This window comes from Hasllibacter halocynthiae (assembly GCF_003003095.1).
Lineage (GTDB): Bacteria > Pseudomonadota > Alphaproteobacteria > Rhodobacterales > Rhodobacteraceae > Hasllibacter > Hasllibacter halocynthiae.
In genome coordinates this window covers 703,868-729,522 of sequence record NZ_PVTT01000002.1, presented here as the reverse complement: position 1 = coordinate 729,522, position 25,655 = coordinate 703,868, and the positions used below count along the sequence as shown (strand labels likewise).

Annotated in this window: 21 protein-coding genes; 4 read left to right on the top strand and 17 right to left on the bottom strand. The window is 74.3% G+C overall.

Annotated elements, in window-relative coordinates; all coding sequences use genetic code 11:
- Nucleotides 1-81 precede the first annotated feature (81 nt).
- From fdhF to BCF33_RS10430, 4 genes are all read right to left on the bottom strand, one after another.
- Nucleotides 82-2,832, bottom strand: coding sequence for a formate dehydrogenase subunit alpha (fdhF, locus tag BCF33_RS10445; RefSeq protein ID WP_425432768.1), 2,751 nt, complete (start codon nucleotides 2,830-2,832; stop codon nucleotides 82-84).
- Nucleotides 2,829-4,586 carry an NAD(P)H-dependent oxidoreductase subunit E gene (locus tag BCF33_RS10440; protein ID WP_106160865.1) on the bottom strand — a complete coding sequence of 586 codons (1,758 nt, stop codon included), beginning with the start codon at nucleotides 4,584-4,586 and terminating at the stop codon, nucleotides 2,829-2,831. The genes fdhF and BCF33_RS10440 overlap by 4 nt, the downstream gene beginning before the upstream one ends.
- A gap of 104 nt (nucleotides 4,587-4,690) precedes the next feature.
- Nucleotides 4,691-5,767 carry a 15-cis-phytoene synthase gene (gene crtB, locus BCF33_RS10435; RefSeq protein ID WP_106160864.1) on the bottom strand — a complete coding sequence of 359 codons (1,077 nt, stop codon included), beginning with the start codon at nucleotides 5,765-5,767 and terminating at the stop codon, nucleotides 4,691-4,693.
- The gene (locus tag BCF33_RS10430) at nucleotides 5,764-7,314 is read right to left on the bottom strand and encodes a phytoene desaturase (RefSeq protein ID WP_106160863.1); all 1,551 of its coding nucleotides are present in this window, start codon (nucleotides 7,312-7,314) and stop codon (nucleotides 5,764-5,766) included. Before BCF33_RS10430 ends, crtB begins: the two co-directional genes overlap by 4 nt.
- A 59-nt stretch (nucleotides 7,315-7,373) precedes the next feature.
- Between BCF33_RS10430 and BCF33_RS10425 the strand changes: the two genes are divergently transcribed.
- A complete protein-coding gene (locus tag BCF33_RS10425; protein ID WP_211292380.1) occupies nucleotides 7,374-8,258 on the top strand; it encodes a spheroidene monooxygenase in 885 nt (294 codons plus the stop codon).
- A gap of 31 nt (nucleotides 8,259-8,289) precedes the next feature.
- On the top strand, nucleotides 8,290-9,312 hold the full coding sequence (gene bchI, locus BCF33_RS10420) for a magnesium chelatase ATPase subunit I (protein ID WP_106160862.1): 1,023 nt from the start codon (nucleotides 8,290-8,292) through the stop codon (nucleotides 9,310-9,312).
- On the opposite strand, the gene BCF33_RS10415 is transcribed toward bchI, so the two are convergent.
- Entirely contained in the window at nucleotides 9,293-9,844 is a 552-nt protein-coding gene (locus BCF33_RS10415; RefSeq protein WP_106160861.1) for a hypothetical protein, read from the bottom strand. The genes bchI and BCF33_RS10415 overlap by 20 nt on opposite strands.
- 624 nt (nucleotides 9,845-10,468) lie before the next feature.
- Between BCF33_RS10415 and BCF33_RS10410 the strand changes: the two genes are divergently transcribed.
- Both BCF33_RS10410 and bchO read left to right on the top strand, forming a co-directional pair.
- Nucleotides 10,469-12,064, top strand: coding sequence for a VWA domain-containing protein (locus BCF33_RS10410; protein ID WP_211292379.1), 1,596 nt, complete (start codon nucleotides 10,469-10,471; stop codon nucleotides 12,062-12,064).
- Complete coding sequence (gene bchO, locus BCF33_RS10405) at nucleotides 12,061-12,903, top strand: alpha/beta fold hydrolase BchO (protein ID WP_106160860.1); 843 nt, start codon at nucleotides 12,061-12,063, stop codon at nucleotides 12,901-12,903. The genes BCF33_RS10410 and bchO overlap by 4 nt, the downstream gene beginning before the upstream one ends.
- Before the next feature lie 70 nt (nucleotides 12,904-12,973).
- On the opposite strand, the gene BCF33_RS10400 is transcribed toward bchO, so the two are convergent.
- The 12 genes from BCF33_RS10400 to BCF33_RS10345 form a co-directional block, all read right to left on the bottom strand.
- On the bottom strand, nucleotides 12,974-13,468 hold the full coding sequence (locus BCF33_RS10400; RefSeq protein WP_106160859.1) for a c-type cytochrome: 495 nt from the start codon (nucleotides 13,466-13,468) through the stop codon (nucleotides 12,974-12,976).
- A gap of 117 nt (nucleotides 13,469-13,585) precedes the next feature.
- A complete protein-coding gene (gene hemA / locus BCF33_RS10395; RefSeq protein ID WP_106160858.1) occupies nucleotides 13,586-14,800 on the bottom strand; it encodes a 5-aminolevulinate synthase in 1,215 nt (404 codons plus the stop codon).
- On the bottom strand, nucleotides 14,797-15,588 hold the full coding sequence (puhE, locus tag BCF33_RS10390; RefSeq protein WP_245883812.1) for a putative photosynthetic complex assembly protein PuhE: 792 nt from the start codon (nucleotides 15,586-15,588) through the stop codon (nucleotides 14,797-14,799). Before puhE ends, hemA begins: the two co-directional genes overlap by 4 nt.
- Nucleotides 15,589-15,708: 120 nt before the next feature.
- Nucleotides 15,709-16,791: a magnesium-protoporphyrin IX monomethyl ester (oxidative) cyclase gene (acsF, locus tag BCF33_RS10385; protein ID WP_106160857.1), complete on the bottom strand. Its 1,083-nt coding sequence runs from the start codon at nucleotides 16,789-16,791 to the stop codon at nucleotides 15,709-15,711.
- Nucleotides 16,788-17,096, bottom strand: a complete 309-nt coding sequence (locus BCF33_RS10380) for a hypothetical protein (protein ID WP_106160856.1) — start codon at nucleotides 17,094-17,096, stop codon at nucleotides 16,788-16,790. Before BCF33_RS10380 ends, acsF begins: the two co-directional genes overlap by 4 nt.
- A 90-nt stretch (nucleotides 17,097-17,186) precedes the next feature.
- A complete protein-coding gene (gene puhC, locus BCF33_RS10375) occupies nucleotides 17,187-17,654 on the bottom strand; it encodes a photosynthetic complex assembly protein PuhC (protein WP_106160855.1) in 468 nt (155 codons plus the stop codon).
- A 14-nt stretch (nucleotides 17,655-17,668) separates the two neighbouring features.
- Nucleotides 17,669-18,316 (bottom strand): photosynthetic complex putative assembly protein PuhB, encoded by a 648-nt coding sequence (puhB, locus tag BCF33_RS10370; RefSeq protein WP_106160854.1) that lies wholly within the window; start codon nucleotides 18,314-18,316, stop codon nucleotides 17,669-17,671.
- Nucleotides 18,317-18,320: 4 nt separating this feature from the next.
- Entirely contained in the window at nucleotides 18,321-19,073 is a 753-nt protein-coding gene (puhA, locus tag BCF33_RS10365; RefSeq protein ID WP_106160853.1) for a photosynthetic reaction center subunit H, read from the bottom strand.
- 22 nt (nucleotides 19,074-19,095) lie between these two features.
- Entirely contained in the window at nucleotides 19,096-20,499 is a 1,404-nt protein-coding gene (locus BCF33_RS10360; RefSeq protein WP_106160852.1) for an MFS transporter, read from the bottom strand.
- Nucleotides 20,496-21,173 carry a magnesium protoporphyrin IX methyltransferase gene (gene bchM / locus BCF33_RS10355; RefSeq protein WP_106160851.1) on the bottom strand — a complete coding sequence of 226 codons (678 nt, stop codon included), beginning with the start codon at nucleotides 21,171-21,173 and terminating at the stop codon, nucleotides 20,496-20,498. The genes BCF33_RS10360 and bchM overlap by 4 nt, the downstream gene beginning before the upstream one ends.
- A complete protein-coding gene (gene bchL / locus BCF33_RS10350) occupies nucleotides 21,173-22,072 on the bottom strand; it encodes a ferredoxin:protochlorophyllide reductase (ATP-dependent) iron-sulfur ATP-binding protein (RefSeq protein WP_106160850.1) in 900 nt (299 codons plus the stop codon). Before bchL ends, bchM begins: the two co-directional genes overlap by 1 nt.
- A 121-nt stretch (nucleotides 22,073-22,193) precedes the next feature.
- Complete coding sequence (locus BCF33_RS10345; RefSeq protein WP_106161579.1) at nucleotides 22,194-25,646, bottom strand: cobaltochelatase subunit CobN; 3,453 nt, start codon at nucleotides 25,644-25,646, stop codon at nucleotides 22,194-22,196.
- Between the last annotated feature and the right edge of the window lie 9 nt (nucleotides 25,647-25,655).

The following is a 25,655-nucleotide window of genomic DNA, read 5'->3' as shown; positions in this document are numbered from 1 at the left end:
CCTGTCCCCTCCGGCGGCTCCGGGGTCCCGCTTAGCCGCCCCCGCGCCGGGACGTGAGTCCCTAACCGACCCCGCCGGGCCCTATTCCGCCGCGGCGCCCTTCGCGGCGAAGGCGCGGACGGCCGCGAACTTGAATTCCGGTATCTTGCCATAGGGGTCGAGCGCGGGGTTCGTCAGCAGGTTCGCCGCCGCCTCCACGTAGGCGAAGGGCAGGAACACCATGTCGGGCGCCACCGCCCGGTCCGCCCGCGCCATCAGCGTCACCGCCCCGCGCCGCGTCTCCAGCGTGACCATCCCGCCCGCCTCGACCCCCAGCCGCCGCAGCGTCGACGGGTGCAGCGAGCAGTTCGCCTCCGGCTCCACCGCGTCCAGCACGCTCGCCCGCCGGGTCATGGACCCCGTGTGCCAGTGCTCGAGCTGCCGGCCCGTGGTCAGCACCATCGGATACTCGGCGTCGGGCAGCTCGTCGGGGGGGACGACGTCGGCGGGGGCGAAGCGCGCCCGCCCCCCCTCGCGCGGGAAGCCGTCCCCGAACACGATGGGCTGGCCGGGGTCCTCGGGCGTGAGGGACGGATAGGTCACCGCCCCCTCCCGCTCCAGCCGCTCCCAGGTAATGTTGGCGAGGGACGGCATCATGCCGGCCATCTCCGCGAACACCTCGCGCGGGTGCTCGTAGGTCCAGCCCAGCCCGCAGGCGTTGGCCAGGTCCCGTATGACGCGCCAGTCCTCGCGCGCCTCGCCGGGTGGCGGCACGGCGGGCCGTCCCATCTGCACCTGCCGATTGGTGTTCGTGACCGTGCCGGCCTTCTCGTAGAACGCGCTCGCCGGCAGGATCACGTCGGCGTAGTTCGCCGTCTCCGTCAGGAAGATGTCCTGCACCACCAGATGATCCAGCTTCGCCAGGGCGCCGCGCGCGTGGGCCAGGTCGGGGTCCGACATGGCCGGGTTCTCGCCCAGGACGTACATCGCCCGCACGCCGCCGGCATGGACCGCATCCATGATCTCCGTGACCGTCAGCCCCGCCTCGGGCGCGACCTCCGCGCCCCAGAGGGCGGCATAGCCGCCGCGCGCATCCGGGTCGGCCACGCTGCGATAGTCCGGCAGGAACATCGGGATGAGCCCCGCGTCCGAGGCGCCCTGGACGTTGTTCTGCCCCCTCAGGGGGTGCAGCCCCGTCCCTGGCCGCCCCACGTGCCCGCACATCAGCGCGAGGCTGATCAGGCAGCGCGCGTTGTCCGTCCCGTGAACGTGCTGGCTGACGCCCATCCCCCAGAAGATCATCCCCGCCCGCGCCCCGGCGAAGGCCCGCGCCACCGCGCGCACGGCATCCGGCGCGATGCCGGTCAGGCCCTCGACCCGCTCGGGCGCGAACCCGGCCAAGTGCCGCTCCTGCGCGGCCCAGTTCTCGGTGAACCCCTTGACGTACTGCCGGTCGACCAGCCCCTCCTCCACGATCACGTGCATGACGCTGTTCAGCAGCGCCACGTCCGCGCCGGGCCGGAACTGCAGCATGTGGGCGGCGTGCCGGGCCAGCGCCTGCCCGCGGGGGTCCATCACGATCAGGGTGCCGCCGCGCGCCGCGAACTGCTTCAGGTAGGTGGCCGCGACGGGATGGTTCTCGACCGGGTTGGCGCCGATCACGATGGCGCAGTCGGCGTTCTCGATCTCGTTGAACGTGGCCGTCACCGCCCCCGACCCGACGTTCTCCAGGAGGGCCGCGACCGAGGACGCGTGGCAGAGCCGCGTGCAGTGATCGACGTTGTTGTGCCCGAACCCCTCGCGGATGAACCGCTGGAAGAGGTACGCCTCCTCGTTCGAGCATTTGGCCGACCCGAACCCCGCGACCTCGCGCCCCCGCCCCCGCAGCCCGGCGGCGGCCCTCTCCAGGGCCTCCTCCCAGCTCGCCTCGCGGAACGCGGCGCCCCAGTCGCCGGGGTCCACGTTCAGCCCCTTCGCGGGCGCGTCCTCCCGCCGGATCAGGGGCTTCGTCAGCCGGTGCGGGTGGTGGACGTAGTCGAAACCGAACCGCCCCTTCACGCAGAGCCGCCCCTCGTTCGCGGGCCCGTCGACCCCGTCCACGGCGACGATCCGGTCCCCCTTCGACCTCAGCGACACTTGGCAGCCCACGCCGCAGAACGGGCAGACCGACTTCGTCTCCGTGTCGAAATCGGCGCCGTCGCCGACCATCGCTGCCTCCATCAGCGCGCCCGTGGGGCAGGCCTGAACGCACTCGCCGCAGGCCACGCAGGTGGACGCGCCCATCGGGTCGGCGAAGTCGAAGACGGGCCAAGTGTCCGCCCCCCGCCCGGCCATGCCGATCACGTCGTTGACCTGAACCTCGCGGCAGGCCCGCACGCAGAGGCCGCACTGGATGCAGGCGCCCAGGTCCACCTCCATGGCAGGGTGGCTCCGGTCGCAGGGGGGCGCGCGCCCCTCCTCCATCGCCGGGAAGCGCGAGGGGGCCCGCTCGCCCGCCTCCTCCCAGAAGCGCGAGGACCGGTCCGGCGAGACGCCCCTCGCGGGCTGGTCGGCCTCCAGAAGCTCGATCACCATCGCCCGCGCCTTCTCGGCCCGCGGGGTGGCGGTGCGCACCACCATCCCCTCCGCCGCCTCGCGCACGCAGGACGCGGCGAGCGCCCGCTCCCCCTCCACCTCGACCATGCAGGCCCGGCAGTTCCCGTCGGGCCGGTAGCCGGGCGCGGGCCTGTGGCAGAGATGCGGGATCCGCAGCCCCCGCCCGTGGGCCGCCTCCCAGATCGTCGTGCCGGCGGGGACCGACACGGCCGCGCCGTCCAGCTCGAAGGTGACGAAGGTCTCGATCACGTCCTTCATCCCTCGCCCTCCAGCGACTGGTCGGTGGCGTAGTTGCCGTGCGCCAGGGCCGCGGCCTTCGCCCCCACCTCCTCCGGGAAGTGTTTCATCACCAGGCGGATCGGGTTCGGGGCGGCCTGCCCCAGCCCGCAGATCGAGGCGTCCACCATCACGTCGCAGAGGTCGGTCAGAAGCCCATGGTCCCAGGTCTCGGCCTGCATCAGCTTCACCGCCTTCTCGCAGCCCACGCGGCAGGGGGTGCACTGGCCGCAGCTCTCCGATTCGAAGAAGCGCAGCATGTTGAGGGCCGCGTCCCGCGCGCTGTCGCGGTCCGACAGCACCACCACCGCGGCCGAGCCGATGAAGGACCCCTCCGCCTGCAGCGTGTCGAAGTCGAGCGGCACGTCGTCCCTCGACGCCGGCAGCAGGCCCGAGGACGGCCCGCCCGGCTGATAGGCCTTGAAGACGTGCCCCTCGGCCATCCCGCCTGCGGCTTCGATCACGTCCCGGATCGTGGACCCGGCCGGCAGCAGATGCACCCCCGGGTTCCGCACCCGCCCCGACACCGAATAGCTCCGCAGCCCCCTGCGCCCGTTCCGCTCGTGCGCGCTCAGCACCTCGGGGCCCTCGCGGACCACGCGGGCGATCCAGTGCAGCGTCTCGACGTTGTGCACGAGGGTCGGGCGCCCCCAGAGGCCGACCTGCGCCACGTAGGGCGGACGGTGCCGGGGCAGGCCCCGCTTGCCCTCGATCGACTCGATCATCGCCGATTCCTCGCCGCAGATGTAGGCGCCCGCGCCGCGCCGCAGCTCGACGTATCCCGGCCCGACGATCCCCGCCCCCTCCAGCGCGGCGATCTCCCGGCGCAGGATCTCCAGCACGGCGGGGTACTCGTCGCGCATGTAGAGGAAGACGCGGCTGGCCTCGACGGCCCAGGCGGCGATCAGCATCCCCTCGAGGAAGAGGTGCGGGACGCGCTCGAGGTAGAAGCGGTCCTTGAAGGTCCCCGGCTCGCCCTCGTCGCCGTTGACCGCCATCAGGCGGGGGCCGGGATTGGCGCGCACGAACCCCCACTTCCTGCCCGACGGGAAGCCCGCGCCGCCCAGGCCCCGCAGGCCGGACGCCGCGACCATGTCCTGCACCGCCTCCCAGTCGCCCCCCTCGCGCAGCTCGGCCAGCTTCGCGTAGCCGCCCCCCGCGCGGTAGGCGTCCAGCGGCTCGTAGTCCGGGATCACCGGCCCGTGGTCGCCCTCCACCGCCGCCAGCACCGCCTCCGGCGTGGCCCGTTCCACGTGCCGGTGGCCCACCTCGGCCACGGGGGCGGCGTCGCAGCGCCCCATGCAGGGCGCCCGCAGCACGCGCACCTCCGACGGGTCCGCCCCCTCCTCCAGCGCGGCCCGCAGCGCCCGCGCGCCCCCAAGCTCGCAGGAGAGCGAGTCGCACACCCGCACCGTCAGCGCGGGCGGCGCGGGCTCGCCCTCCCGCAGGGGGTCGAAATGGTCGTAGAAGGTCGCCACCTCCCACACCTCCGCCATGGAGAGGCGCATCTCCTCGGCCAGCGCCCGCAGGTGCCGCGCTGAGAGGTGCCCGCGGGCGTCCTGGATCAGGTGGAGGTTCTCGATCAGCCGGTCGCGCGCGCGCGGCGCGCCGCCCAGCATCGCGCGGACCTCGTCCAAGGCTTCGTCCTCGTACTGGCGGCCCTTGGGCGTGTGGCGGCCCTTGCCGCGCCCCGACCGCCAGACGCCCGCCCCCCGATCGCCCCGATCCAGCGCCATGCCGCCCCCGCTCTGCCTCTGGGGGACCGTCTAGCCCATGCGCCCCGCGCGCAAGGGGTCCGGATGCGACATCTTCGGGCCTGGGGGCGCTGCCGGGGGCGGCGCTACTCGGCGGCCAGCCGCGCCGCGCGGTCCTGCGCCTCCAGCTGGGCCAGCACCGCGAGCAGCGCGCCACCCCGCCCCTCGCCCCAGGCGCCCCCCTTGGCCGGCCCGCAGGCCGCGTCGACGAGGAAGGCGGCCTCCGGCAGCGGCGCGGCGTAGAGGACGGCCGAGCGCGGCATCGCCATGCCGATCCCCGTCCGCAGCCCCGCCTGCGCCAGCCAGCCCAGCTTGGCGGCCCGCGAGGTCACGGCCCGGCGCGAGACGCTGTCGTGCCCGTTCGCCGCCACCCGGCCGCCGATCCCCGCATAGGCCAGCCGCGCCGCCCAGATGCCGGGGCGGGCCGCGCGCGGCAGCGCCGCGATCCCCGCCTCCGCCCGGAAGTAGAGGCGCCGCGCCTCGCCCAGAAGGCGCCCGACCACCGCCCGCACCGCGTCCGTGGGCAGCGGGTCGGCCAGGAACCCGCCCCGGTCCACCCCCGCCTCCTCCAGCCAGTCCAGCGGCAGGTAGACGCGGCCCATCGCGGCGTCCTCGCCCACGTCGCGGGCGATGTTGGTCAGCTGCATCGCCGCGCCGAGGTCGCAGGCCCGCGAGAGGGCGTGCCGGTCCCGCACGCCCATCAGGACGCACATCATCGCGCCCACCGCGCCCGCGACGCGCGCGCCGTAGGCGTGAAGGTCCGAGAGGGTGCGGTACTCGCGGCCCACCGCGTCCCAGGCCAGCCCCTCCAGCAGCGCCTCGGGCAGCGCGCGGGGCATGGCCGTGCCCTGGACCACCGCCGCGAACGCCCGGTCGGCGGGGGCGTCCTCGGGGCGGCCGTCGTAGATCGCGTCCAGCCGCGCGCGCAGCCGCAGCACGGCGCCGCCGGTGTCCGCGCCCTCGTCCACCGCGTCGTCCGCCAGCCGGCAGAAGGCATACAGCGCGAGCGCCGGGTCCCGCACCCCCCGCGGCAGCAGCCGCGAGGCCGAATGGAAGCTGAGCGAGCCGGCGCGGATCGCCTCGCGGCAGGCCGCGAGGTCGGCCCCGTCGATGGGCGGGCCGGCGCGCCCGGCGAGGCGCGCCCCGAGACCCCTGTCGCTCATTCCGCCGCCAGCCCCGCCAGCGCCGGGACGGCGGCCGCCTCCGGGATCATCCCCGCCGTCACCTCGGCGCCCGCGATCACGCCGGGCACGCCCGCGCCCGGATGGGTGCCCGCCCCGACGAGGAAGAGGTTCTCTACCTCCTCCGAGCGGTTGTGCGGCCGGAACCAGGCCGATTGCAGGATGCGCGGCTCGATCGAGAAGCCCGACCCCATTGGCGAGAGGTAGCGGTCGCGGAAATCCGGCGGCGCCAGGCACTCCTCCGGCCCCATCCGGTCCCTCAGGCCCGGCATGATCCGCTCCAGCCGCCCGAGGACCCGCTCGCGGAACGGGGCGCGCGCCGCCTCCCAGTCGCAGGCGTCGTGGCCCAGGTGCGGCACGGGGGCGAGGGCGTAGAACGTGTCGTCCCCCTCGGGCGCGACCGAGGGGTCCGTGACCGAAGGGCGGTGGAGGTAGAGGCTCATGTCCTCGGCCAGCACGCCCCGGCGGAAGATGTCCCGCACGAGGCCCGCATAGCGCGGCCCGTTCAGGATCGTGTGGTGGCCGACGTCCGGCCACATCCCCCGCGTGCCCCGCGTCCCGAAGTAGAGCACGAAGAGGCCCATCGACCAGCGCAGCCCCCCGAGGCGCGCGGGCGTCCAGCGCCGCTTGGGCAGCCCCCGCAGCAGCCGGTCGTAGGTGTGCCCCGGATCGGCGTTCGAGACGACGACCTCCGCGCCGACCCTCTCGCCCGTGTCCAGAAGGACGCCCGCCGCCCGCCGCCGGCCGTCCACCAGGATGCGGTCGACCGTGGCGCCCTGCCGCACGGCGCCCCCGTCCTCGCGGACGGCGCGCGCCATCGCTTGCGCGATCCGCGCGACGCCCCCCATCGCGTAATGGACCCCGAACGCCGCCTCGAGATGCGAGACGAGCGCGTAGATCGACGTAACCCGGAACGGGTCCCCCCCGATGAAGAGCGGGTGGAAGCTGAGGGCGAAGCGCAGCCGGGGGTCGCGCACCCGCCGGGCCGCGTGCCGCGCGATGGACCGGTCCGCGCGCAGCAGGCCGAAGGCCGGCAGGACCTTCAGCATCTCGCGCGCCTCGTGCATGGGCCGCCGGCCGAGGCCCACGAACCCGATCCCGTAGCGCCGCTCGGCGTCCCGGAGGAAGCGCTCGAACCCCCGCACGTCGCCGGGCGAGAGGCGCCGCACCTCCTCGCGCATCGCCTCGGCGCCGGGGCGCATGGTGAAGCGGGCGCCGTCCTCCCAGCGGATCTCGTAGAACGGGTCGAGCGGCCGCAGGTCCACGTCCGCGTCGAAGTCCCGCCCCGTCGCGGCCCAGAGGTCGCGCAGCAGCGCCGGCACGGTGACGATGGTCGGGCCCAGGTCGAACCGGTGCCCCTCGCGGTGCAGCGCGCTGCCGCGCCCGCCCGGCACGTCGAGACGGTCCAGCACCGTGACGGCGTAGCCCTTCGCGCCCAGCCGCATGGCCGTCGCCAAGCCGCCGAGCCCCGCGCCGATCACCACGGCGCGCGGCCGTCCGCCGGCGGGGGTCTGGGGCGATCCGTCCATGCGCCGACCCTAGGGCTGTCAACTTGACTTGACAACTCGGCTGGTGGACCCTTCGGCACATGCGCGCCGCCGACCTCCTCTCCTCCGCCGGCCCCGCCGTCGCGGACGGGCCCCGCCGCCGCCCCGGCGGGCACGTCACCCTGTCGCTCCACCGGTTCGGCCTGGGGCGGCTGCCTTGGGTGCTGGCGCAGATGGGCGCGGCGCGCTGGCCGCTGCTCCACGTGCCGGGCCTCGCCTTCTTCAAGCTCTGCGGCTCGGGTTCGGGGCACGGCTTCGCGCCGCGGCCGAACCCCCGCGTCTGGGCCATCCTCTGCGCCTGGGACGACGCCGCCGACGCGGACCGGGCGCTGGCCCGCCCCCCCTTCACCCGCTGGCGGGCGGCGGCACGCGAATCGGCCCTCCTGCGCATGACCCCCACCTCCGTCCGCGGCCTCTGGTCGGGCCGCCCGCCCTTCGCCGCGGGCCCGGCGCCCGGGGGCGCCCCCCTCGCGGTGCTGACGCGCGCCACGATCCGCGCGCGCGGCCTGCGCGGCTTCTGGGCCCGCCAGCGCGCCATCGCCCCCGGAATCCCCGATGCGGGCATCCTCCTGAAGGCCGGCCTGGGCGAGATGCCCTGGCTGCACCAGATCACCTTCTCCGTCTGGCCGGACGGCGCCGCCATGCGCCGCTTCGCCCGCTCGGGCCGGCACGCCGAGGCCATCGGGGCGGTCCGCCGGAACGGATGGTTCGCGGAGGAGCTCTACGCCCGCCTCGCCCTCACCGCCGCCTCCGGCACCTGGGAGGGGCGCGACCTCGCCGACCTCGCCGCCCCGGCCCGCCCCCCTGTGCCGCCCGGCCGCCCCCTGCCCGACCCGGCCCCCGGCCCGCATCCCGGCCCGGACCCCGGTCCCCGGCCGGGTCCCCGGCCCGGCCCCGGCCGTCCCGTCCCCCAGGCCGCCGCGTGAGCGCGCGGCCCGCGTCCCGAAGGCCCCCGCCATGACCGTCCAGCCCGTCTCCGCCACCAGGCCCTTCCCCTTCTCGGCCATCGTCGGCCAGGAGGAGATGAAGCGCGCCCTCCTCCTCACGGCCGTCGACCCCTCCATCGGGGGCGTCCTGGTCTTCGGCGACCGCGGCACGGGCAAGTCCACGGCCGTCCGCGCGCTGCCCGCCCTCCTGCCGCCCATCGAGGCGGCGGAGGGCTGCGCCGTCTCCTCGCCCACGGCGGCCGAGGCGCCCGCCTGGTCCGGCGCGGGCCGGCGGGTCGTGAAGAAGCCCACGCCGGTCGTGGACCTGCCGCTGGGCACCACGGAGGACCGCGTCACCGGCGCGCTCGACGTCGAGCGCGCGCTCACGAAGGGCGAGACGGCGTTCCGCCCCGGCCTCCTGGCGCAGGCGAACCGCGGCTACCTCTACATCGACGAGGTGAACCTGCTCGAGGATCACATCGTCGACCTCCTCCTCGACGTCGCCCAGTCCGGCGAGAACGCGGTCGAGCGCGACGGCCTCTCCGTGCGCCATCCCGCGCGCTTCGTCCTCGTGGGCTCCGGCAACCCCGAGGAGGGCGAGCTGCGGCCCCAGCTCCTCGACCGGTTCGGCCTCTCGGTCGAGGTCGCCTCCCCCCCCACGATCGAGGAGCGGGTCGAGGTCGTGCGCCGCCGCGACGCGTTCGAGCGGGACCGCGCGGCGTTCCTTCGCAAGTGGTCCGCCCGCGACGGCAAGGCCCGCGCCGGCGTCATGCGCGCCCGCGCCGCGCTCGGCGGGATCGGGACCCCGGACGAGGCCCTGCGCGACGGCGCCGCGCTCTGCCTGCATGTCGGCGCGGACGGCCTGAGGGGCGAGCTGACGCTGCTGCGGGCGGCCCGCGCTCTCGCCGCGCTGGAGGGCGAGGCGCGCATCACCCGCGCCCACATCCGCACGATCGCCCCCAGCGCCCTGCGCCACCGCCTGCGCCGCGACCCCTTGGACGAAGCCGGCAGCACCGCCCGCATCGAAAGGGCCCTCACGGAGCTCTGGGGGTGAGGACCGACCCGGCGAAGCCGGCGATCGGTCCGGCGGACCGATCGAGGCCCGAACGGGCGAAGCCCCGGAGGAGGACCGACCCGGCGAAGCCGGCGATCGGTCCGGTGGACCGATCGAGGTCCGAACGGGCGAAGCCCCGGAGGAGGACCGATCCGGCGAAGCCGGCGCTCGGTCCGGTGGACCGATCGAGGTCCGAACGGGCGAAGCCCCGGAGGAGGACCGATCCGGCGAAGCCGGCGATTGGTCCGGCGGACCGATCGAGGTCCGAACGGGCGAAGCCCCGGAGGAGGACCGACTCGGCGAAGCCGGCGATCGGTCCGGTGGACCGATCGAGGTCCGAACGGGCGAAGCCCCGGAGGAGGACCGAACCGGCGAAGCCGGCGAACGACCCGGCGGTCCCCTCGACCCCCGAACGGGCGAAGCCCTGGGTGAGAAAGCGAACCGCGCGCCGTGCGGCGATCGGTCCGGTGGACCGATCGGCCCTCGAACGGGCGAAGCCCCGGAAGACGGGGCGCCCCGCGCCCCGCGCCATGCTCGGCTCGGCAGGCCCGCCGCCCCCCGAACGGGCGACCGTCCGCGGAAGGGGGCGCTTCGCACGAATCGCCGTCGTCGGTCCGGGGCATCGCCCGCACCTCGAACGGCCCGAGCCGCGGCAGAACGCCGGGTCCGCGATCACCGCCCGGGCCCGGGCGGACGGCGGGCGGGCGCGGCCGGCAACCCGAGCGGCGATCGCCCCCCGCCCCGCAGGCGTCCGCAGGAACGGCCGCGCCCCCGATCCGGCCATGCCCGGCATCCGCGCGGATGCCGCCCTCCGACGGGCGGCGGGACCGGCGCGAAGCGTCCCGGGGCGCGGCCCGCGCCTCCCGAACCGCCGGAGCGGCCGTCCGGCCCGCGGACGGCCCGCCTCCCTCCGAAGCGCCGATCCTGCCCGCCGGACCCCCGGGCCCTGTCCCCGAAGCGGCGCCTCGCGCCCTCGCCGGGCGCAGCTTCCCCGTGACCTCGCGCCGAGGCAGGAAGAAGGCGCCCCCGATGGGGCCGATTCGTCGAAGGAGAAGGGCGAGCGGCACGATCATGCCCCCATTAGAAGGGGCCCGCCTTTCGGCCGGGTTAACGCACCGCGCGCCCCTTGCCCGCTTGGGCGCGAGGGGTGCCAACCGTGACGCCGGGCTTCGCGCGCGCCGCGCTGGCGCTCGACCTCCTCGCCGTCGACCCGGGCCTCTCGGGGCTGCACCTGCGCGGCCCGGCGGGGCCCGCGCGCGATGCGCTCCTCGCGCGGCTCGACCCCGCGCTGCCGCCCCTGCGGCGCCTCGCGCCCACCGCGCCTGAGGATGCGCTGACGGGCGGGCTCGACGCCGCCGCGACGCTCCGCTCGGGGCGGATGGTCTGGACGCAGGGCGCCCTCGGCGCGCCCGCGACGCTTCTCCTCCCCATGGCCGAGCGCACCCCCCCCGCCCGCGCCGCCCGCCTCGCGGGAAGGGGCCGCACCGTGATCGCGGGCGACGAGGGCACGGAGGAGGAGGCCCTGCCGCCCGGCCTCGCCGCCCGGCTCGCCCTCTTCGCCGACATCTCCGGCGCGGCGCGCGGGGACCTCTCGGCGGAAGGGCCGGACCGGGCCGCCATCGCCGCGGGCCGGGCCCTGCTGCGAAGCGTCACGGTGCCAGACAAGGCGTTGGCGGAACTGGCGGAGTTGGCCGCGACGCTCGGGATCGACGACCTTCGCCGCCTCGGCCACGCGCACCGCGCCGCCCGCGCCCATGCCGCGCTTCGCGCCAGGGGGGAGGTCGGCGCCCCCGACCTCGAGGTCGCCGCCGCCCTTGTGCTCGGCCCCCGCGCGCGCCGCCTGCCGCCGTCCGAGGAGGAGGAGCAGGCGGAGCGGGCCCCGCCGCCGGAGGCCCCGTCCGAGGGCGGGCCCATGCCGGACACGGTGCTCGACGCCGCCCGCGCCGTCCTGCCGCCGGGCCTCCTCGCCGGCCTCGCCCTCCGCGGCGCCGCGAGGGGCGAGGGCCGGGGCGCGAGGCGCAAGGGCGGCGCGCGGGGCCGGCCCCTGCCCGCGCGCCCGGGCCGGATCGCGCCGGGCGAGCGGCTGGACCTCGTCGCCACATTGCGTGCCGCGGCCCCCCTGCAGCGGCTGCGGGGGGGGCCGCCCGGTCAGGTCCGCATCCTGCCGGAGGACGTGCGGCTGCGGCGGCACGAATCGCGCTCGGACCGGCTGCTGATCTTCGCCGTGGATGCCTCGGGCTCGGCCGCCGCCGCGCGCCTCGCGGAGGCGAAGGGCGCGGTCGAACTGATCCTCGCCGAGAGCTACGCCGCCCGCGACCACGTCGCCCTCGTGGCCTTTCGCGGCGAGGGGGGGGAGACGGTGCTGCCGCCCACCCGTTCGCTCGTCAGGGCCCGGCGGACGCTGGCGGGGCTGCCCGGCGGGGGCGGCACCCCGCTGGCCGCGGGGCTCGCCGAGGCGCTGGCGCTGGCCCGCGCCGCGCGGGGGCGGGGGATGACGCCGGTGATCGCGCTCCTGACGGACGGGCGGGCGAACGTGCCGCTGGAGGGGCCGCCGGACCGCGTCCGCGCGGCCGAGGACGCGGCGCGCCTCGCCCGGCTGATCGCCGGGGACCGGATCGCCGCGCTGGTCTGCGACAGCGGGCTGCGCCCCTCGACCCAGCTCCGCGCCCTGGCGGCGGCGATGGGCGCGCGCTACCTGCCGCTGCCCCGGGCGGAGCCGGGCGCGCTTCCCGCCGCCGCCAAGACGCTGTGAGCGCGCCGCCCGGCCTGCCGGCCGACTGGCCCAACCGCCGTGCCTCCCGCGAGGCGCAGGCGGCGGGCCATCGGTTCCACCTCCAGGACGCCGGCGAGGGGCCGGCCGCGCTTCTCCTGCACGGCGCGGGCGGGGCGAGCCATTCCTGGCGCTGGGCGCTGCCCGCCCTCTCCCGGACTCACCGGACCCTCGCGCCGGACCTGCCGGGGCACGGCTTCACGCGGACAGGCCCGTTCGCGCGGCTCGGCCTCGTTCCCATGGCCGGGGATCTCGCCACCCTGCTCGCCGCCGAAGGGGCGGCGCCCGAGCTGATCGTCGGCCACTCCGCCGGGGGGGCGCTGGCGCTGCAGCTCGCGCTGACGCTGCCGGTCCCGCCCGCGCGGCTGGTGCTGGTCAACCCGGCCCTGGCGGACTTCCCCGGCCTCGCGGGCCTCGTCTTCCCGCTCGTGGCGAAGGGGCTGGCGTTCAACCCGCTCACCGCGCCGATCGTCGCGCGCATGGCCACGCCTGGCGCGGCCCGGCGGGTGATCGAGGGGACGGGATCGGTCATCCCGGCGGACCAGCTCCGCCACTACGGCCGCCTCTTCGCGAATCGGGCGCACGTGTCGGGCACCTTGCGGATGATGGCGTCCTGGAGCCTCGCGCCCCTGCGGCGCCGGCTGGGCGAGGTGGCGTGCGAGGTCACGATCCTCGCCGGGGCGAACGACCTCGCCGTGCCGCCCTCCGTGGCCTCGGACCTCGCCGGAAGCCTGCCCCGGGCGGAGGCCCGCCTTCTGCCCGGGCTGGGCCATCTCCTGCACGAGGAGGACCCCGAAGCGCTGGCCCGGCACCTTCCCTGAAAGGCGAAGGGCCGCCCGGCAGGACGGCCCTTCGCGGCTTCGGCCCCCCGGAGAGAGGGGGTGTGCGGCGTCAGGAATCGCCGCCCGCCGGCATCTCGGAGGCGTCCATCAGGAAGCCCTGCTGCTCCTCGGTGAGCTCCGGCCCTATCGAGACGAGGTAGGCGTAGACGTCGTAGGCCTCCTGCTCGTCGCGCAGGCGGTAGGACATCGCGCCGCGGGCGCGGCGGCTGTCGAGAACCTCGCGCAGGTGGCCGGTCGGGTCCTGGACGTAGGGCACGAAGTTCGCCTCGTCCCAGACCATCCCCTGCTCGCCCGCCTCGACCATCGAGTCGGAGTAGCGGTCGTAGGTGTCGAGCGATCCGGCCTGGCGCAGCGCGACCCCGTAGAGGTTCGGTCCCGTCCGCGAGTTGCGACCGGCCACGATCTCCCCGGCCTCGTTCTCGACGACGTGGCAGGACTGGCACTGGCTGAACACGGATTCGCCCGCGGCGGCGTCGCCGGTGACCTGGGCGAAGGCGGGCGCGGCCAGCAGGGGCAGCGCAGCGATCGCGGTGAGCTTCTTCATCGGTATCCTCCCGTAAGTGCCGATAGTTACATCCCCCAGCCAGCTAATGCGCCGCGCCGGCCCGTCCAGTTCGACCTGCGCGAAACCGGCGGCGTCATGCCATGACGGGCCCCGGCATCAGGCCACCTGCCGCGCGAGGGCGCACCGCGACCAGAGCGCGGAGAGCGCGGAGACGAGCTTGGCAGTGTCGGCCTCCGTGTGGCTCGGGCCGGGGGTGAAGCGCAGCCGCTCGGTGCCCTTCGGCACGGTGGGGTGGTTGATGGGCTGCACGTAGATGCCGTGCTCGGCCAGGAGCGTGTCCGAGATCATCTTGCACTTCACCGGGTCGCCCACGGGCACCGGCACGATATGCGAGGGGTTCGGCATGTGCGGGATCCCCGCCGCGTCGAGGGCGTCCCGCAGCCGCGCCACGGCGCGTTTCTGGCCCATCCGCTCGAAGCGCGAGGCCTTGAGGTGCCGGACGCTCGCGGTCGCGGCCGCCGCGCAGGCGGGCGGCAGGGCGGTCGTGAAGATGAAACCCGACGCGAAGGAGCGGACGAAGTCCACCAGGCTGGCCGAGCCCGCGACATAGCCGCCCATCACGCCGAAGGCCTTGCCCAGCGTGCCCTCGATCAGGGTGACGCGGCCCATCAGGCCCTCACGCTCGGCGACGCCGCCGCCGCGGGGGCCGTACATGCCGACCGCGTGGACCTCGTCGAGATAGGAGAGGGCGCCGTGGGCCTCGCAGACGTCGAGGATCTCGGCGATGGGGGCGACGTCGCCGTCCATCGAGTAGACGCTCTCGAAGGCGACGATCGGGGTCGCGCCCTCGGGCAGCGCGGCGAGCTTCTCCTCGAGGTCCCGCGGGTCGTTGTGTGCCCAGATGCGCTTCTCCGCGCGCGAGTGGCGGATGCCCTCGATCATGGAGGCGTGGTTCAGGGCGTCCGAGAGGATCACGGCGTTCGGCAGCCGCGCCCCCAGCACGGAGAGGGACGCCCAGTTCGACACGTAGCCGGAGGTGAAGAGGAGAGCCGCCTCCTTGCCGTGGAGGTCCGCCAGCTCGGCCTCCAGCTCGGCATGGAAGCGCGAGGTGCCGGAGATGTTGCGCGTGCCGCCCGCGCCCGCGCCCGCGGCGCGTGCGGTCTCGCACATGGCGTCGATCACGGCGGGATGATGGCCCATGCCGAGGTAGTCGTTCGAGCACCAGATGGTGACGTCGCGCCCGCCCTGGCCGTGATGGGCGGCGGCGGGGAAGGCGCCGACGCGCCGCTCGAGCTCGGCGAACCAGCGGTAGTTCCCTTCGGCGCGCAAGGCGTCCAGCTGCGCGTCGAACAGCGCGTCGAAGTCCCTCATGTCTTCCCCTTCGTCTTCTCGTCCGGCGCGGGCACGGCCCATCGCCACAGCTTCTCGTCGGGCAGCGGCAGCACCATCAGCCAGTGCTCCAGCAGGGCCAGGGCCGTCAACGTCATCAGCAGCGCGGCCGCCGCCGCCCCGCCCGTCGTCCCCGCAGATATAAGCCCATGCGCCCACCACGCCACCGCAGCCGACAGGGCGGTCACGGAGAACGGGAAGAGCCAGTTCATCCGGGCCCGGCCGAAATGGCTGGGAAGGTGGGCGAGCGCGTCGGGCAGGAGGTGCGCGTGAAAGCGCGGCACGCCGAGGAAGAGGTTCAGCTTGGCGCTGATCCGCGCCCCGAGCAGCGTGAGGTAGGTCCAGAGCGCGACGAGGTTCTCCGCCCCCTGCAGCGACAGGGCGACCGCCCCGAGACCGAGCAGGAGCGCGATCTCGTGATGGGCGAGCGTGCCGAAGGCCCGCCCGAACCGCATCCAGCCCCTTGCCCCCGGCTGGCCCGCCGCCCGCGAGGGGCCGGTCACGATGCCGGAGAGGAACGCCAGCTCGACCCAGCCCCAGATCGCCAGCGCCGAGAGGAACGCGCCCTGCACCCCGGCCACGTCCGTACGCGCGCCCGTCTCGCGGACGCCCCAGAGGCCGAGGAACACCATGGGCAGCGCCATCAGCACGCTGACCGTGTGCGCGTCCCCGCCCAGCCGGTCGGCGCGCTTCACCCGCCAGAGGATCGCGACCGTCGAGGCCCACCAGACCGCGACGGCCATTCCCGCGGAGGCGAGGACCTCAGCCAAGGCTCGCCCCCGTCCCGCGCGCGCAGGCGCCCCGCGGGGATCCGGCGGCGCGAGGACGCCGTCCCGCCCCGAAGGGGCCGGGCCGCGGCGCGGCCGGGCGGAGGCGGAGGCGCTCCGCCATCAGTAGGCCGGCTCCATCCGGACGCTCTCGGGCGGGGTCCGGCGCTTCACCGGCAGGGTGTAGAGGCGCACGAAGCAGGCGCCGGCGCGGGCGCCAGCGCCCAGCTTGCCCAGAAGCCCGCCCAGGCCGCCCCTCGCGCGTGCGCCCTCCATGTCGACCATCGCCCGCTCCAGCCGCTTCAAGGTCGGCACCCAGGCGGGGTGATCGATGTCCAGCTCGACGGGGAAGACCTGGGACGCGATCGCGCTGGTCTTGCGGAACACTTCCTGGTCGTACCAATCGATGTCCACGCCCAGGGCCTCGTGGAAGCGGGGCCGGGCGTGATCGCGCACCCACATGGTCGCGTAGACCGCCGTCAGGAAGAAGCGGATCCACAGGACGTTCCGCCCCGCGGTCAGCTTCGGGTCCGTCCGCATCAGGAGCGCGAAGGCCTCGCCGTGCGAGAACTCGTCGTTGCACCATTCGCGGAACCACTTGAAGATCGGATGGAACCGGTGCTCGGGATGCGCCTCGAGGTGGCGGAAGATGGTGATGTAGCGCGCGTAGCCGATCTTCTCCGAGAGGTAGGTGGCGTAGTAGATGAACTTCGGGCGGAAGTAGGTGTACTTCTTCTCGCGCGTCAGGAAGCCGAGGTTCACCGCGATCCCCGCCTCGCGCAGGGCGTCGTTGATGAAGCCGGCGTGCCGGGCCTCGTCGCGGCTCATGTAGGAGAAGAGCTCGCAGATGTCCGGGTTCGTGCCCCGGCGCTTCATCTCCTTGTAGAGCACGCAGCCCGAGAACTCGGCCGTGCAGGACGACACGAGGAAGTCGATGAACTCGGCCTTGAGGGCGGGCTCCATCCCCTCCCAGTCGATGGCGTCCCATTCCTCGTTCTTCTTGAAGTGGCCCTTGTTCGGGTCCGACTTCATCTGCGCCAGCAGCGCGTCCCAGTCCGCCCGCACGGGCGTGACGTCGATTCGGTCCATCTCGTCGAAGTCGGTCGTGTAGAACCGGGGGTTCAGCATGTGGCTCTCGGTGGCCATCGCGGTGGTGGCCTCGCTGTCGATGGCCCGCTCCGGCCTCACGTCGGTCTGCGCGTTCATGCCGCGTCCTCCAGCTTCAGGTCCTCGGAGAAGGAGAACTCGCACAGCTCCATGAACTCGAGGTCGCCGGTCAGGCGGGTCCAGGCGCGGCGCAGCGGCCCGGCGCGCCGGATCGTGGCGGTGCGCCTCTCGGTCACGCTCTCGCCGTAGCCGGCGATCACCGGCGCGCCGGAGACGGTGACGCTATCGCCCGGATGGATGACGGAGCCATCATCGAGGCGCACGTGCGCCGACAGCTCCTCGAAGACGTGGACGACCTCGACCGTGCAGGGCGCGATGTCGATCTGGCCTTTCAGCAATCCCATGATGTTCCCTTCCGTGTTGCGCGGCACCTCGTTGGCGGGCGCCGTCGGGCTCGGCCCCAGGGGCGCGCGGGGGCGCCCAGGGGCAGGTCGTCAGGTCTCGAGGAAGCGGCGGAACGCCTCCTGGCTGTCCGGCCCAAAGGAGCGCGGGTCGACCCGCCAATCCGTCTCCGGGTCGACGAGGATCAGCCGGCCGTCCTCGAACTCGATCAGGCGCACGGGGGCGGCCTGGTCGATCAGGCGAAGCGCGCGCCGCCGCTCCAGAGCGCGGGCGTAGCTGTCGATGAACCCCGCAGAGCGCCCCGAGAGGTCGGCGATCACCTCGCCGCCGTCGGTCACGAGGACCGAGCCCTCGGCCGAGCGAAGGAACCCGATGGGCCGCTCCTGCGCGATCGGGTCCATCGCGGGCACGCCCTGCAGCGGCATGTCCGTCAGCCGCGCGAACGCCACGAGGGAGAGCGCGCCGAGCATCACGGCGAACATCCCCTTGATGAGGATCGGGGGGATCATGTCGCGGTCGCGCTCGCGCAGGACGTCGAGCTGCTCGTCCGTGGGTCGCATGGCGGGTTCTCCTCCTATTCGGCCGGCACCGCGCCGGGCATGGGCGCGGGCGCGGCGGCGGGGCGCGGCACGGGCGCGCCGGTGGCGTGGCGGGCGATCAGGTCGGCGACTTCGGCCGCCTCCGCGATGGAGCGGAAGGCGGGCTGCGGCTCGCGCGCGTGCCAGGGCCGGGCGTGGGGCCAGAGGTGCCAGTAGGACAGCCGCTCGCCCCGCCCGATGGGCTGGAAGGCGATGGTGCCGTGCCCCGACCGCGAGAGCGCGAGGTCGGCCGCGCCGATCCGGTCCAGCGGCATCTGCAGGTTCAGCGTCAGCGCCGCGCCGATCCGCATCGCCACGCGGTGGGTGGTCAGCGTGTAGACGGTAGCCTTGGCCATAATCCAGGCGCAGCCGAAGAGGATCGCGAGGGCGATCCCGCAGATCAGCGCATAGGTGGCCACGACTCGCCCCGCGTCCGCCCATGTCCCGTCCGCCAGCGTCGCCCCCGCCCGCCAGAAGGCGAGCAGGGCGAACCACCCGGCGATCCAGCGCGCCTTGAGGGCGTCGACGGCCAGCCGCCACGGGGACGGCGCGCCCTGCCAGACGATCCGCTCGCCGGGCGGCAGGGCCTCGGGCAGGCCCCGGACCGGCTCGGGGCGGATGTCGTCGTCGGGGCGCGTCGTCATGGCCTCAGCTCCCCATGCGCGAGGGGTGGGCGTACATCGTGCCGCCCCCGAACCAAGCGGTGATCTTCTCCTCCTCCAGGAGGGTGATCTGCCGGTCCGACCTGACCTGGGGGATGCCCGCGAAGTGCTGCGGGAACAGCGAACGGACGTTCACCCGGTCGGCGCGGATCTTCGCGAAGTAGATCGGGATCAGCCGCTTGCCGCCGCCGTCCTCCTCGCGCAGGTCGGCCTCGAGATAGCGCACGAGATGCTCGGGCTCGTCGATCCACATGTCCGAGACCGTGCCCACGACGCCCCCGTCGGCGGCCACGACCGGCAGACCGCGCGGGTCGTTCCCGGCACTGTGGCGGAAGCCCTCAAGGTGCCGCATGGGCACGATCTTCGGATGGCCCTTGCCGTCGAGCTCGGGCACGTCGCGCCGCGGCGCCCAGGACCCCGGACCCACGCCCCCGTCCATCGGGTCGCCGAGGGGATGGAAGGGGAAGCCCTGCGTCGGGGTGGTCTTCTCGAGGGGCAGGACGCGGTCCTCCGGCTGGTAGTCCGGCACGGTCTTCTCGCCCCGCCCGTGGGGCAGCACGAAGGTCTTGGGGGCGGGCAGCGGGAACGGTCCCTGGTTCGGCGAGGGCGCGCCCTCGTCGGTCTCCAGCGGGTAGCCCTCGCGCATGTTCTCGGTCTGCAGGTAGTAGATCAGGATCGCGAAGAAGAGCCAAAAGCCCCAGATGGCGACCTGGGCCAGGTCGATGTGGTCGAGGATCATGTCGATCTCCTTCTTGCGGGCGTCACGACGGGAACTCGGCCAGCCCGACAGGCCGTCCCACTTGGATGGGGCGATGGGTCCGCACGAGCGGCCCCAGGACGATCAGGGTTACGAAGAGCAACCCGATCTCGAGGTGGTAGACCACCGAGTAGCCGGTCCCCGGCACCGCCAGCGCGGAGCCGAGGTGCCCCCCACCCGCCAGGGTGCCGACGAGGTCGCGAAGGCCGCCGCCCAGCGCGATGGCGAGGCCGGCGGCCGTCGCCTGCGCCGCCCCCCACGCCCCGAGCGCGAGGCCACGCCCGGCCTCCCCCCGCACCGGCATGGTCATGGCGGCCATCAGCGTGGCCACGGCGAAGAGACCGCCGCCCAGCCCGATCCCCGTCGCCCCGGCATAGAACAGCACCGCCGAGCCGACCGGCGCGGCGAACACCACGGCGCAGAACGCGGCGATCCCGGCCAGCACCCCCGTCGCGGCGAGGCGGTAGGGGTTCCAGCCGTTCGCGATGGCCCGCCCAGCGAGGAGGAACCCGACGAGCGCCCCCCCGGCCCAGAGAGCCGTCAGCAAGGTCGTAGCCGAGACCGAGAGACCGAGGATCTCGCCGCCGTAGGGCTCCAGGAGGATGTCCTGCATCTGGAAGCCCAGCGTGCCCAGGGCCACCACCGCCAGGAGGCGCCCGGCCTGCCCGCCGGCGGCGTAGTCGGACCAGGCGGCGCGGAAGGCGGGGCGCGGGACGGCGCGCTCGGCAGCCGTCATGGGGGCCATCCGCTCCTGCCGCCAGAGGGCGACGAGGTTCAGCACGAGCGTCGCGACGGCCGCCCCCTGCACCACCCGGATCAGCCGGACCGGCCCGAAATCCCGCAGCAGCCAGCCGACGATCACCGCCGAGACGCCCATCCCGACGAGGAACATCACGTAGAGCAGCGCCACGACCTGGTGGCGCGTCTCCTCCGTGGCGCGGTCGCAGGCCAGCGCCAGGCCGGCGGTCTGCGTCATGTGCAGCCCGATCCCGGTCATCAGGAAGGCCATGGCGGCCAGCACCTCGCCCGCCCAGGAGGGCCCCACCGCCTGCTGCCCCGACAGAACCAGTAGGGCGAAGGGCATGATCGCCAGCCCCCCGAACTGCCAGAGCGAGCCGAACCAGAGGAAGGGGATGCGCTTCCACCCGATGGCGGAGCGATGCGTGTCCGACCGGAACCCCAGCAGGGCGCGGAACGGGGCCACCAGCACGGGGATAGCGATCATTCCCGCGACCACGACCGCGGCCACGCCCAGCTCGACGATCATCACGCGATTCAGCGTCCCCAGGAGCAGAACCGAAGCCATCCCGACCGACACCTGGAAGAGCGACAGCCGCAGCAGCTGCGCCGCCGAGAGGTCGGGCGAGGCCGCGTCCGTGAACGGCACGTATCGGGACAGCGCGCTCATCCGGGGGTCCTCAGCGCCATGGCCTGCGAGAAGTAGAACCCCGACGACACCGGCGCCCCCGCCGTCATGCCCGGCATTGCCCGCAGCACCGCACAGGGGGCGTGGGGCACGATGGCCGGGCTGCGGTCCGCGCGGGGGAACGCCTTTCCTGCTAGATGCATCGCGGCCAGCAGGGGCGTGCGGGGCGCGATGGTGAAGGCGACCAGCGGCGCCATCCCCCCGAGCCGTCCCAGCGCGCCCACGAGATCGGGCATCCTGTAATGGATCAGGCTGTCCATCGCGACCACGGCGTCGAAGCGTCCCAGAGCGGGGTCCGTCATGTCGTTTGCGCGCAGGCTCACGCGGCTTCGCAGATGCGCGGGCAGCCGCCCCTCCGCCACCGCGAGGAGCGAGGGCGCGAGGTCCACGCCCACCACCTCGGCCCCTCGCTCGGCGAGGGCCACGCACATCTCGCCCGGCCCGCAGCCCGCGTCGAGCACGCGCAGCCCCCCCAGATCGTCCGGCAGGAGGTCCAGGAGGGTCGCCCGCATCCGGTCCCGGCCCGCCCGCACCGCCAGGCGCACGCGGCTGACGGGCGCGTCCGAGGTCAGCGCCTCCCACGCCTTGGACGCGGTGCGGTCGAAATACCCCTCCAACCGGTCGCGCGTGGCGGCGTATGTGCTCGGCGCGGCCATCAGTCGAAGCCCAGAAGCTCGAAGATCTCGCGGTCGGGCAGCGGCTCGGGGGCGAGCGGCTCGGTCCCGTTCCAGAGCGTGCGCGCCAGCGACACGTATTCCGCGCGGGCCATCACAATGTCCTCGTCGTCGGGCATCTCGAAGAGGGTCTTCTTCTTCAGGCGCGAGCGGCGGATCGCGTCGATGTCCGGCATGTGAGCGATCCGGTCGAAGCCCACCGTCCGGCAGTAGCGGTCGACCTCGTCCGTGTCCCTCGAGCGGTTCGCCACGCAGCCGGCCAGCCGCACGCCGTAGTTCTTCGACTTGGCCTGAACGGCGGCGATGATCCGGTTCATGGCGTAGATCGAGTCGAAGTCGTTGGCGGTGACGATCACCGCGCGGTCGGCATGCTGCAGCGGGGCCGCGAAGCCCCCGCACACCACGTCGCCCAGGACGTCGAAGATCACGACGTCCGTGTCGTCCAGCATCCGGTGCTGCTTGAGCAGCTTCACCGTCTGCCCGACCACGTAGCCGCCGCAGCCCGTGCCCGCCGGCGGCCCGCCCGCCTCTACGCACTGCACGCCGCCGAAGCCTTCCGTCACGAAGTCCTCTGGGCGCAGCTCCTCGGGGTGGAAGTCCACCTCCTTGAGGATGTCGATCACCGTCGGCTGGAGCTGCCCGGTCAGGGTGAAGGTCGAATCGTGCTTCGGGTCGCATCCGATCTGCAGCACCCGCCGGCCCATCGTGGCGAAGGCCGCAGACAGGTTCGACGAGGTGGTGGACTTCCCAATCCCCCCCTTGCCGTAGACGGAGAACACCTTGGCCCCCTCGATCCTCGCGCCGGGGTCCTGGTGCACCTGCACCGACCCCTCGCCGTCCTCTCCCCGGATGGTCGGGGGCCGTGCGTCCAAGGGGCTCATGCCGCCTCCTCTCCGGGGCCCTGCCCCTTCGATGTCGTGGAAATGCTCCGATGGGCTCGAGGGGCGACGCCCCCCGGCCCGGCCCGGCCGGGCGCGGCCGGGGGGAGGTGGAAGACCCCCCTCACGCGATCCCCTCCAGCCGGTCTTCCAGCGCGTCCGCCGCGCCCTGCAGGGCCGCCAGCGTGTCCGCATCGGGCGCCCAGTACTCCCGATCGGAAGCCTCCAGGAGGCGGTTCGCCATCCGGCCCGCGGCGACGGGGTTCAGCGCCGCCAGCCGCTCGCGCATCGCGTCGTCTAGCAGATACGTCTCGGAGAGGCGCTGATAGACCCAGGGCTCGACCTCGCCGGTGGTCGCCGACCAGCCCATCGTGTTCGTCACGTGCGCCTCGATGGCCCGCACCCCCTCGTGCCCGTGCTCCAAGAGCGGCTCGAAGAAGCGCGGGTTCAGCGCGCGGGAGCGGGTCTCCAGCGCGACCTGCTCGCGCAGCGTGCGCACCTTCGCTGCCCCCCGCGTCTGGTCCCCGATGTAGACCGCCGCCTCCGTGCCCCGCGCCCGCTTCACCGCGCGCGATATGCCGCCCAGCGTGTCGAAGTAGTGATCGACCGTGGTGACCCCCAGCTCGACCGATTCGAGGTTCTGGTAGGCCACCTCGACCCGCCCCAGCACGCCCGCGAGCAGGTCGGGCCGCGCCGCGGCCTTGCCGTCCCGCCCGTAGGCGAAGCCCTTGCGCGCCTGATAGGCGTCGGCCAGCTCGTCCTCGCCCTCCCAGGCGCCGGCGTCGATCATCAGGTTCACGTTCGCGCCGTATGCCCCTTCGGCATTGGAGAAGACGCGCAGCGCGGCCTCCTCCAGGTCGCAGCCCGTGGCCTCGGCATGGGCCAGGGCGTGGGCGCGGATCGGGTTCGCCTCCTCCGGCTCGTCGGCCGTCGCGCACTTCCACGCAGCCTCCGCCAGCATCCTGGTCTGCAGGGGCAGGAGGTCGCGGAAGATGCCCGAGAGGGTCATCATCACGTCAACCCGCGGGCGGCCCAGCTCCTCCAGCGGGATCAGGTCCGCGCCCGAGAGACGGCCGAACGCGTCGAAGCGGGGCATCGCACCCATCAGCGCGAGGGCCTGCGCGATGGGCTGGCCGTCCGATTTGATGTTGTCCGACCCCCAAAGGACCAACGCCACGGCCCTGGGCAACCCGTGGTGGGCGGCCAGCAGGAGGTCGGCTTGGCGCCGCCCTTCCTCCATCGCCCAAGCGGTGGGCATGCGGAACGGGTCGAAGGCGTGGATGTTGCGCCCCGCCGGCAGGATCGCGGGCGAGCGGACCAGGTCGCCCCCCGGCACGGGCGGGACGTAGCGCGCCGAGAGCGCCCTCATCAGCCCGTCCATCTCGTGCGTGCCGGTCAGAAGGGCGGCGGTGTCCTCCGAGGGCGCGTCCATCTCGGCCAGGGTGGCCGCCACCTGCGCCTCGGACGGCGTGCGGCCCAAGACGTGGAAGCCGTCGGTGATCAGCGACTCCTCGGTCTCCGCCAGCGTCCGCCAGAGGTCCTCCGGCTCGCCCGCGAGGTCCACCGCCGCCGCCTGGTCGCGGATCAAGTCGCGCAGCCCCTCTGGCGGCTCGGCCTCGGCGCGGAAGCGGGCGAGGGAATCCTTCAGCTCGGCCAGCCCCTTCCAGAGCCCGGCCTTGGCCAGCGGCGGGGTCAGGTGCGTCACCGTCACGGCGTTGGACCGGCGCTTGGCCAGCGACGCCTCCGAGGGGTTGTTGGCCGCGTAGAGGTAGACGTTGGGCAGGTCCCCGATCAGCCGGTCGGGCCAGCAATCGCCCGACATGCCGACCTGCTTGCCCGGCATGAACTCGAGCGCGCCGTGCATCCCGAAATGCAGCACCGCGTCCGCGCCGAAATCCTCTGCGAGCCAGCGGTAGAAGGCGACGAACGCATGCGTGGGCGCGAAGCCCTTCTCGAAGAGAAGCCGCATCGGGTCGCCCTCGGTCCCGAAGACGGGCTGAACGCCCACGAAGACATCGCCGAAGCGCGTGCCCAGGACGAAGACCCCCGCCCCGTCCGACTGGTGGCGGCCCGGCGCGGGGCCCCAGGCCGCCTCGACCTCCGCGAGCCAGGGGTTGCCCCTGACCATCGCGTCGGCCGTCACGCGGTCCGCGATCGCCGCCGGTTGTCCCTGCGCCTCGCCCCCCGAGAGCACCGCCTCGCGCAAGGCGTCCACATCCTCGGGCAGGTCGACCTCGTAGCCGTCCGCCTTCATCCGGGCGAGCGTGTTCCAGAGGCTCTCGAACACGGACAGGTAGGCCGCCGTCCCCACCGCCCCCGCGTTGGGCGGAAAGCCGTAGAGGACCACCGCGACCTTCTTCCCGGCGTTCGCCTTGCGCCGCAGCGCGGCCAGCCTCGCGACCTTGCCGGCCAGCGCCTCGACCCGCTCGGGGTGCGGGGCCATCGCCCGCTCGCCGTTGCGGCCGGCGAAGACGGTGGGGCAGGCCGCGCCGTCGAGCTCGGGCAGCGCGACGAGCATCGTCGTCTCGACCGGGCCGAGACCCTGGGCGGACCCTTCCCACTGGGCCAGGGTCTGGAACTCCAGGGGATGGGCGGCGAGATAGGGCACGTCGAGGCGCCGCAGCGTCTCCACCGCCGCCTCGCTGTCGTTGTAGGCCGGCCCCCCGACGAGGCTGAACCCCGTCAGGGACAGGAGCGCGTCGACCCCCCCGTGGTAGGCGTCGATCGCGGGCCGCCCGTCGAGGCCGCCGGCGAAGGCGGGCACGCAACGCAGGCCCCTCGCCTCCAGCGCGCGGATCACGGCCGCGTAATGGCCCGTGTCGCCCGCCAGCACGTAGGATCGCAGCATGAGGAGGCCGACCGTCGCCACGGGCCGCGCGGGGGCGGGCAGGTTGCCCGCACGGGCGGTGACGCCGACGTCCGGGTGCCAGAGGCCGAGCTCGGGATACTCGATCGGGGCGGGGGCGGTGCCGCCCTGCCAGTCCTTCGGACCGTAGCGCCCGACGAGGTTGCGCACCATCGCCTCGACGTTCTCTTCCGACCCGCCGAGCCAGTACTGCATGGAGAGGAACCACGCCCGCAGGTCCTGGGCCTTCCCGGGCACGAGCCGCAGCAGCTTCGGCAGCCGCCGCAGCATCCGCATCTGCCTCGCGCCCGAATCGCCGCTCGGCTTGCCCGAGCCGCGCAGGCGCTTCAGCAGCTTCATCGTCCCCGAGACGGGCTTGGCCATGTCGAGCCCGCCCATCTTCGTCAGCTCGACCACCGCGCGGTCCGAGATCATGCCGACCACGGCGTCCGCCTCCGGCCGCCGCGCGCGCAGGGCCGGCAGGATCGCCTCCACGTGCTCCTCGAGGAAGAGGAGCGAGGTGACGATCATGTCCGCCCGCCCGATCCCCTCGCGGGCCGCGTGCAGGGCGGCGGGGTTCCCGCCCCATTCGGCGGCCGCGAACACCTCGAGCGAGAGGCCCGGGAAGTCGCCCTGCAGCGCGGCCTCAGCGCGGGCGACGGGACCGGCGGCATGGGCGTCCAGCGTGAGGATCGCGATCCGGTAGGCCGCGACCGCCCTGTCGGGCCGGATATGGCGGCC

What these genes read in the sequence shown, in the direction of transcription:
- fdhF (WP_425432768.1), bottom strand. Translation starts at nt 2,832, where the DNA reads ATGAAGGACGTGATCGAGACCTTCGTCACCTTCGAGCTGGACGGCGCG.
- BCF33_RS10440 (WP_106160865.1), bottom strand. Translation starts at nt 4,586, where the DNA reads ATGGCGCTGGATCGGGGCGATCGGGGGGCGGGCGTCTGGCGGTCGGGG.
- crtB (WP_106160864.1), bottom strand. Translation starts at nt 5,767, where the DNA reads ATGAGCGACAGGGGTCTCGGGGCGCGCCTCGCCGGGCGCGCCGGCCCG.
- BCF33_RS10430 (WP_106160863.1), bottom strand. Translation starts at nt 7,314, where the DNA reads ATGGACGGATCGCCCCAGACCCCCGCCGGCGGACGGCCGCGCGCCGTG.
- BCF33_RS10425 (WP_211292380.1), top strand. Translation starts at nt 7,374, where the DNA reads ATGCGCGCCGCCGACCTCCTCTCCTCCGCCGGCCCCGCCGTCGCGGAC.
- bchI (WP_106160862.1), top strand. Translation starts at nt 8,290, where the DNA reads ATGACCGTCCAGCCCGTCTCCGCCACCAGGCCCTTCCCCTTCTCGGCC.
- BCF33_RS10415 (WP_106160861.1), bottom strand. Translation starts at nt 9,844, where the DNA reads ATGGCGCGGGGCGCGGGGCGCCCCGTCTTCCGGGGCTTCGCCCGTTCG.
- BCF33_RS10400 (WP_106160859.1), bottom strand. Translation starts at nt 13,468, where the DNA reads ATGAAGAAGCTCACCGCGATCGCTGCGCTGCCCCTGCTGGCCGCGCCC.
- hemA (WP_106160858.1), bottom strand. Translation starts at nt 14,800, where the DNA reads ATGAGGGACTTCGACGCGCTGTTCGACGCGCAGCTGGACGCCTTGCGC.
- acsF (WP_106160857.1), bottom strand. Translation starts at nt 16,791, where the DNA reads ATGAACGCGCAGACCGACGTGAGGCCGGAGCGGGCCATCGACAGCGAG.
- BCF33_RS10380 (WP_106160856.1), bottom strand. Translation starts at nt 17,096, where the DNA reads ATGGGATTGCTGAAAGGCCAGATCGACATCGCGCCCTGCACGGTCGAG.
- puhC (WP_106160855.1), bottom strand. Translation starts at nt 17,654, where the DNA reads ATGCGACCCACGGACGAGCAGCTCGACGTCCTGCGCGAGCGCGACCGC.
- puhB (WP_106160854.1), bottom strand. Translation starts at nt 18,316, where the DNA reads ATGACGACGCGCCCCGACGACGACATCCGCCCCGAGCCGGTCCGGGGC.
- puhA (WP_106160853.1), bottom strand. Translation starts at nt 19,073, where the DNA reads ATGATCCTCGACCACATCGACCTGGCCCAGGTCGCCATCTGGGGCTTT.
- BCF33_RS10360 (WP_106160852.1), bottom strand. Translation starts at nt 20,499, where the DNA reads ATGAGCGCGCTGTCCCGATACGTGCCGTTCACGGACGCGGCCTCGCCC.
- bchM (WP_106160851.1), bottom strand. Translation starts at nt 21,173, where the DNA reads ATGGCCGCGCCGAGCACATACGCCGCCACGCGCGACCGGTTGGAGGGG.
- bchL (WP_106160850.1), bottom strand. Translation starts at nt 22,072, where the DNA reads ATGAGCCCCTTGGACGCACGGCCCCCGACCATCCGGGGAGAGGACGGC.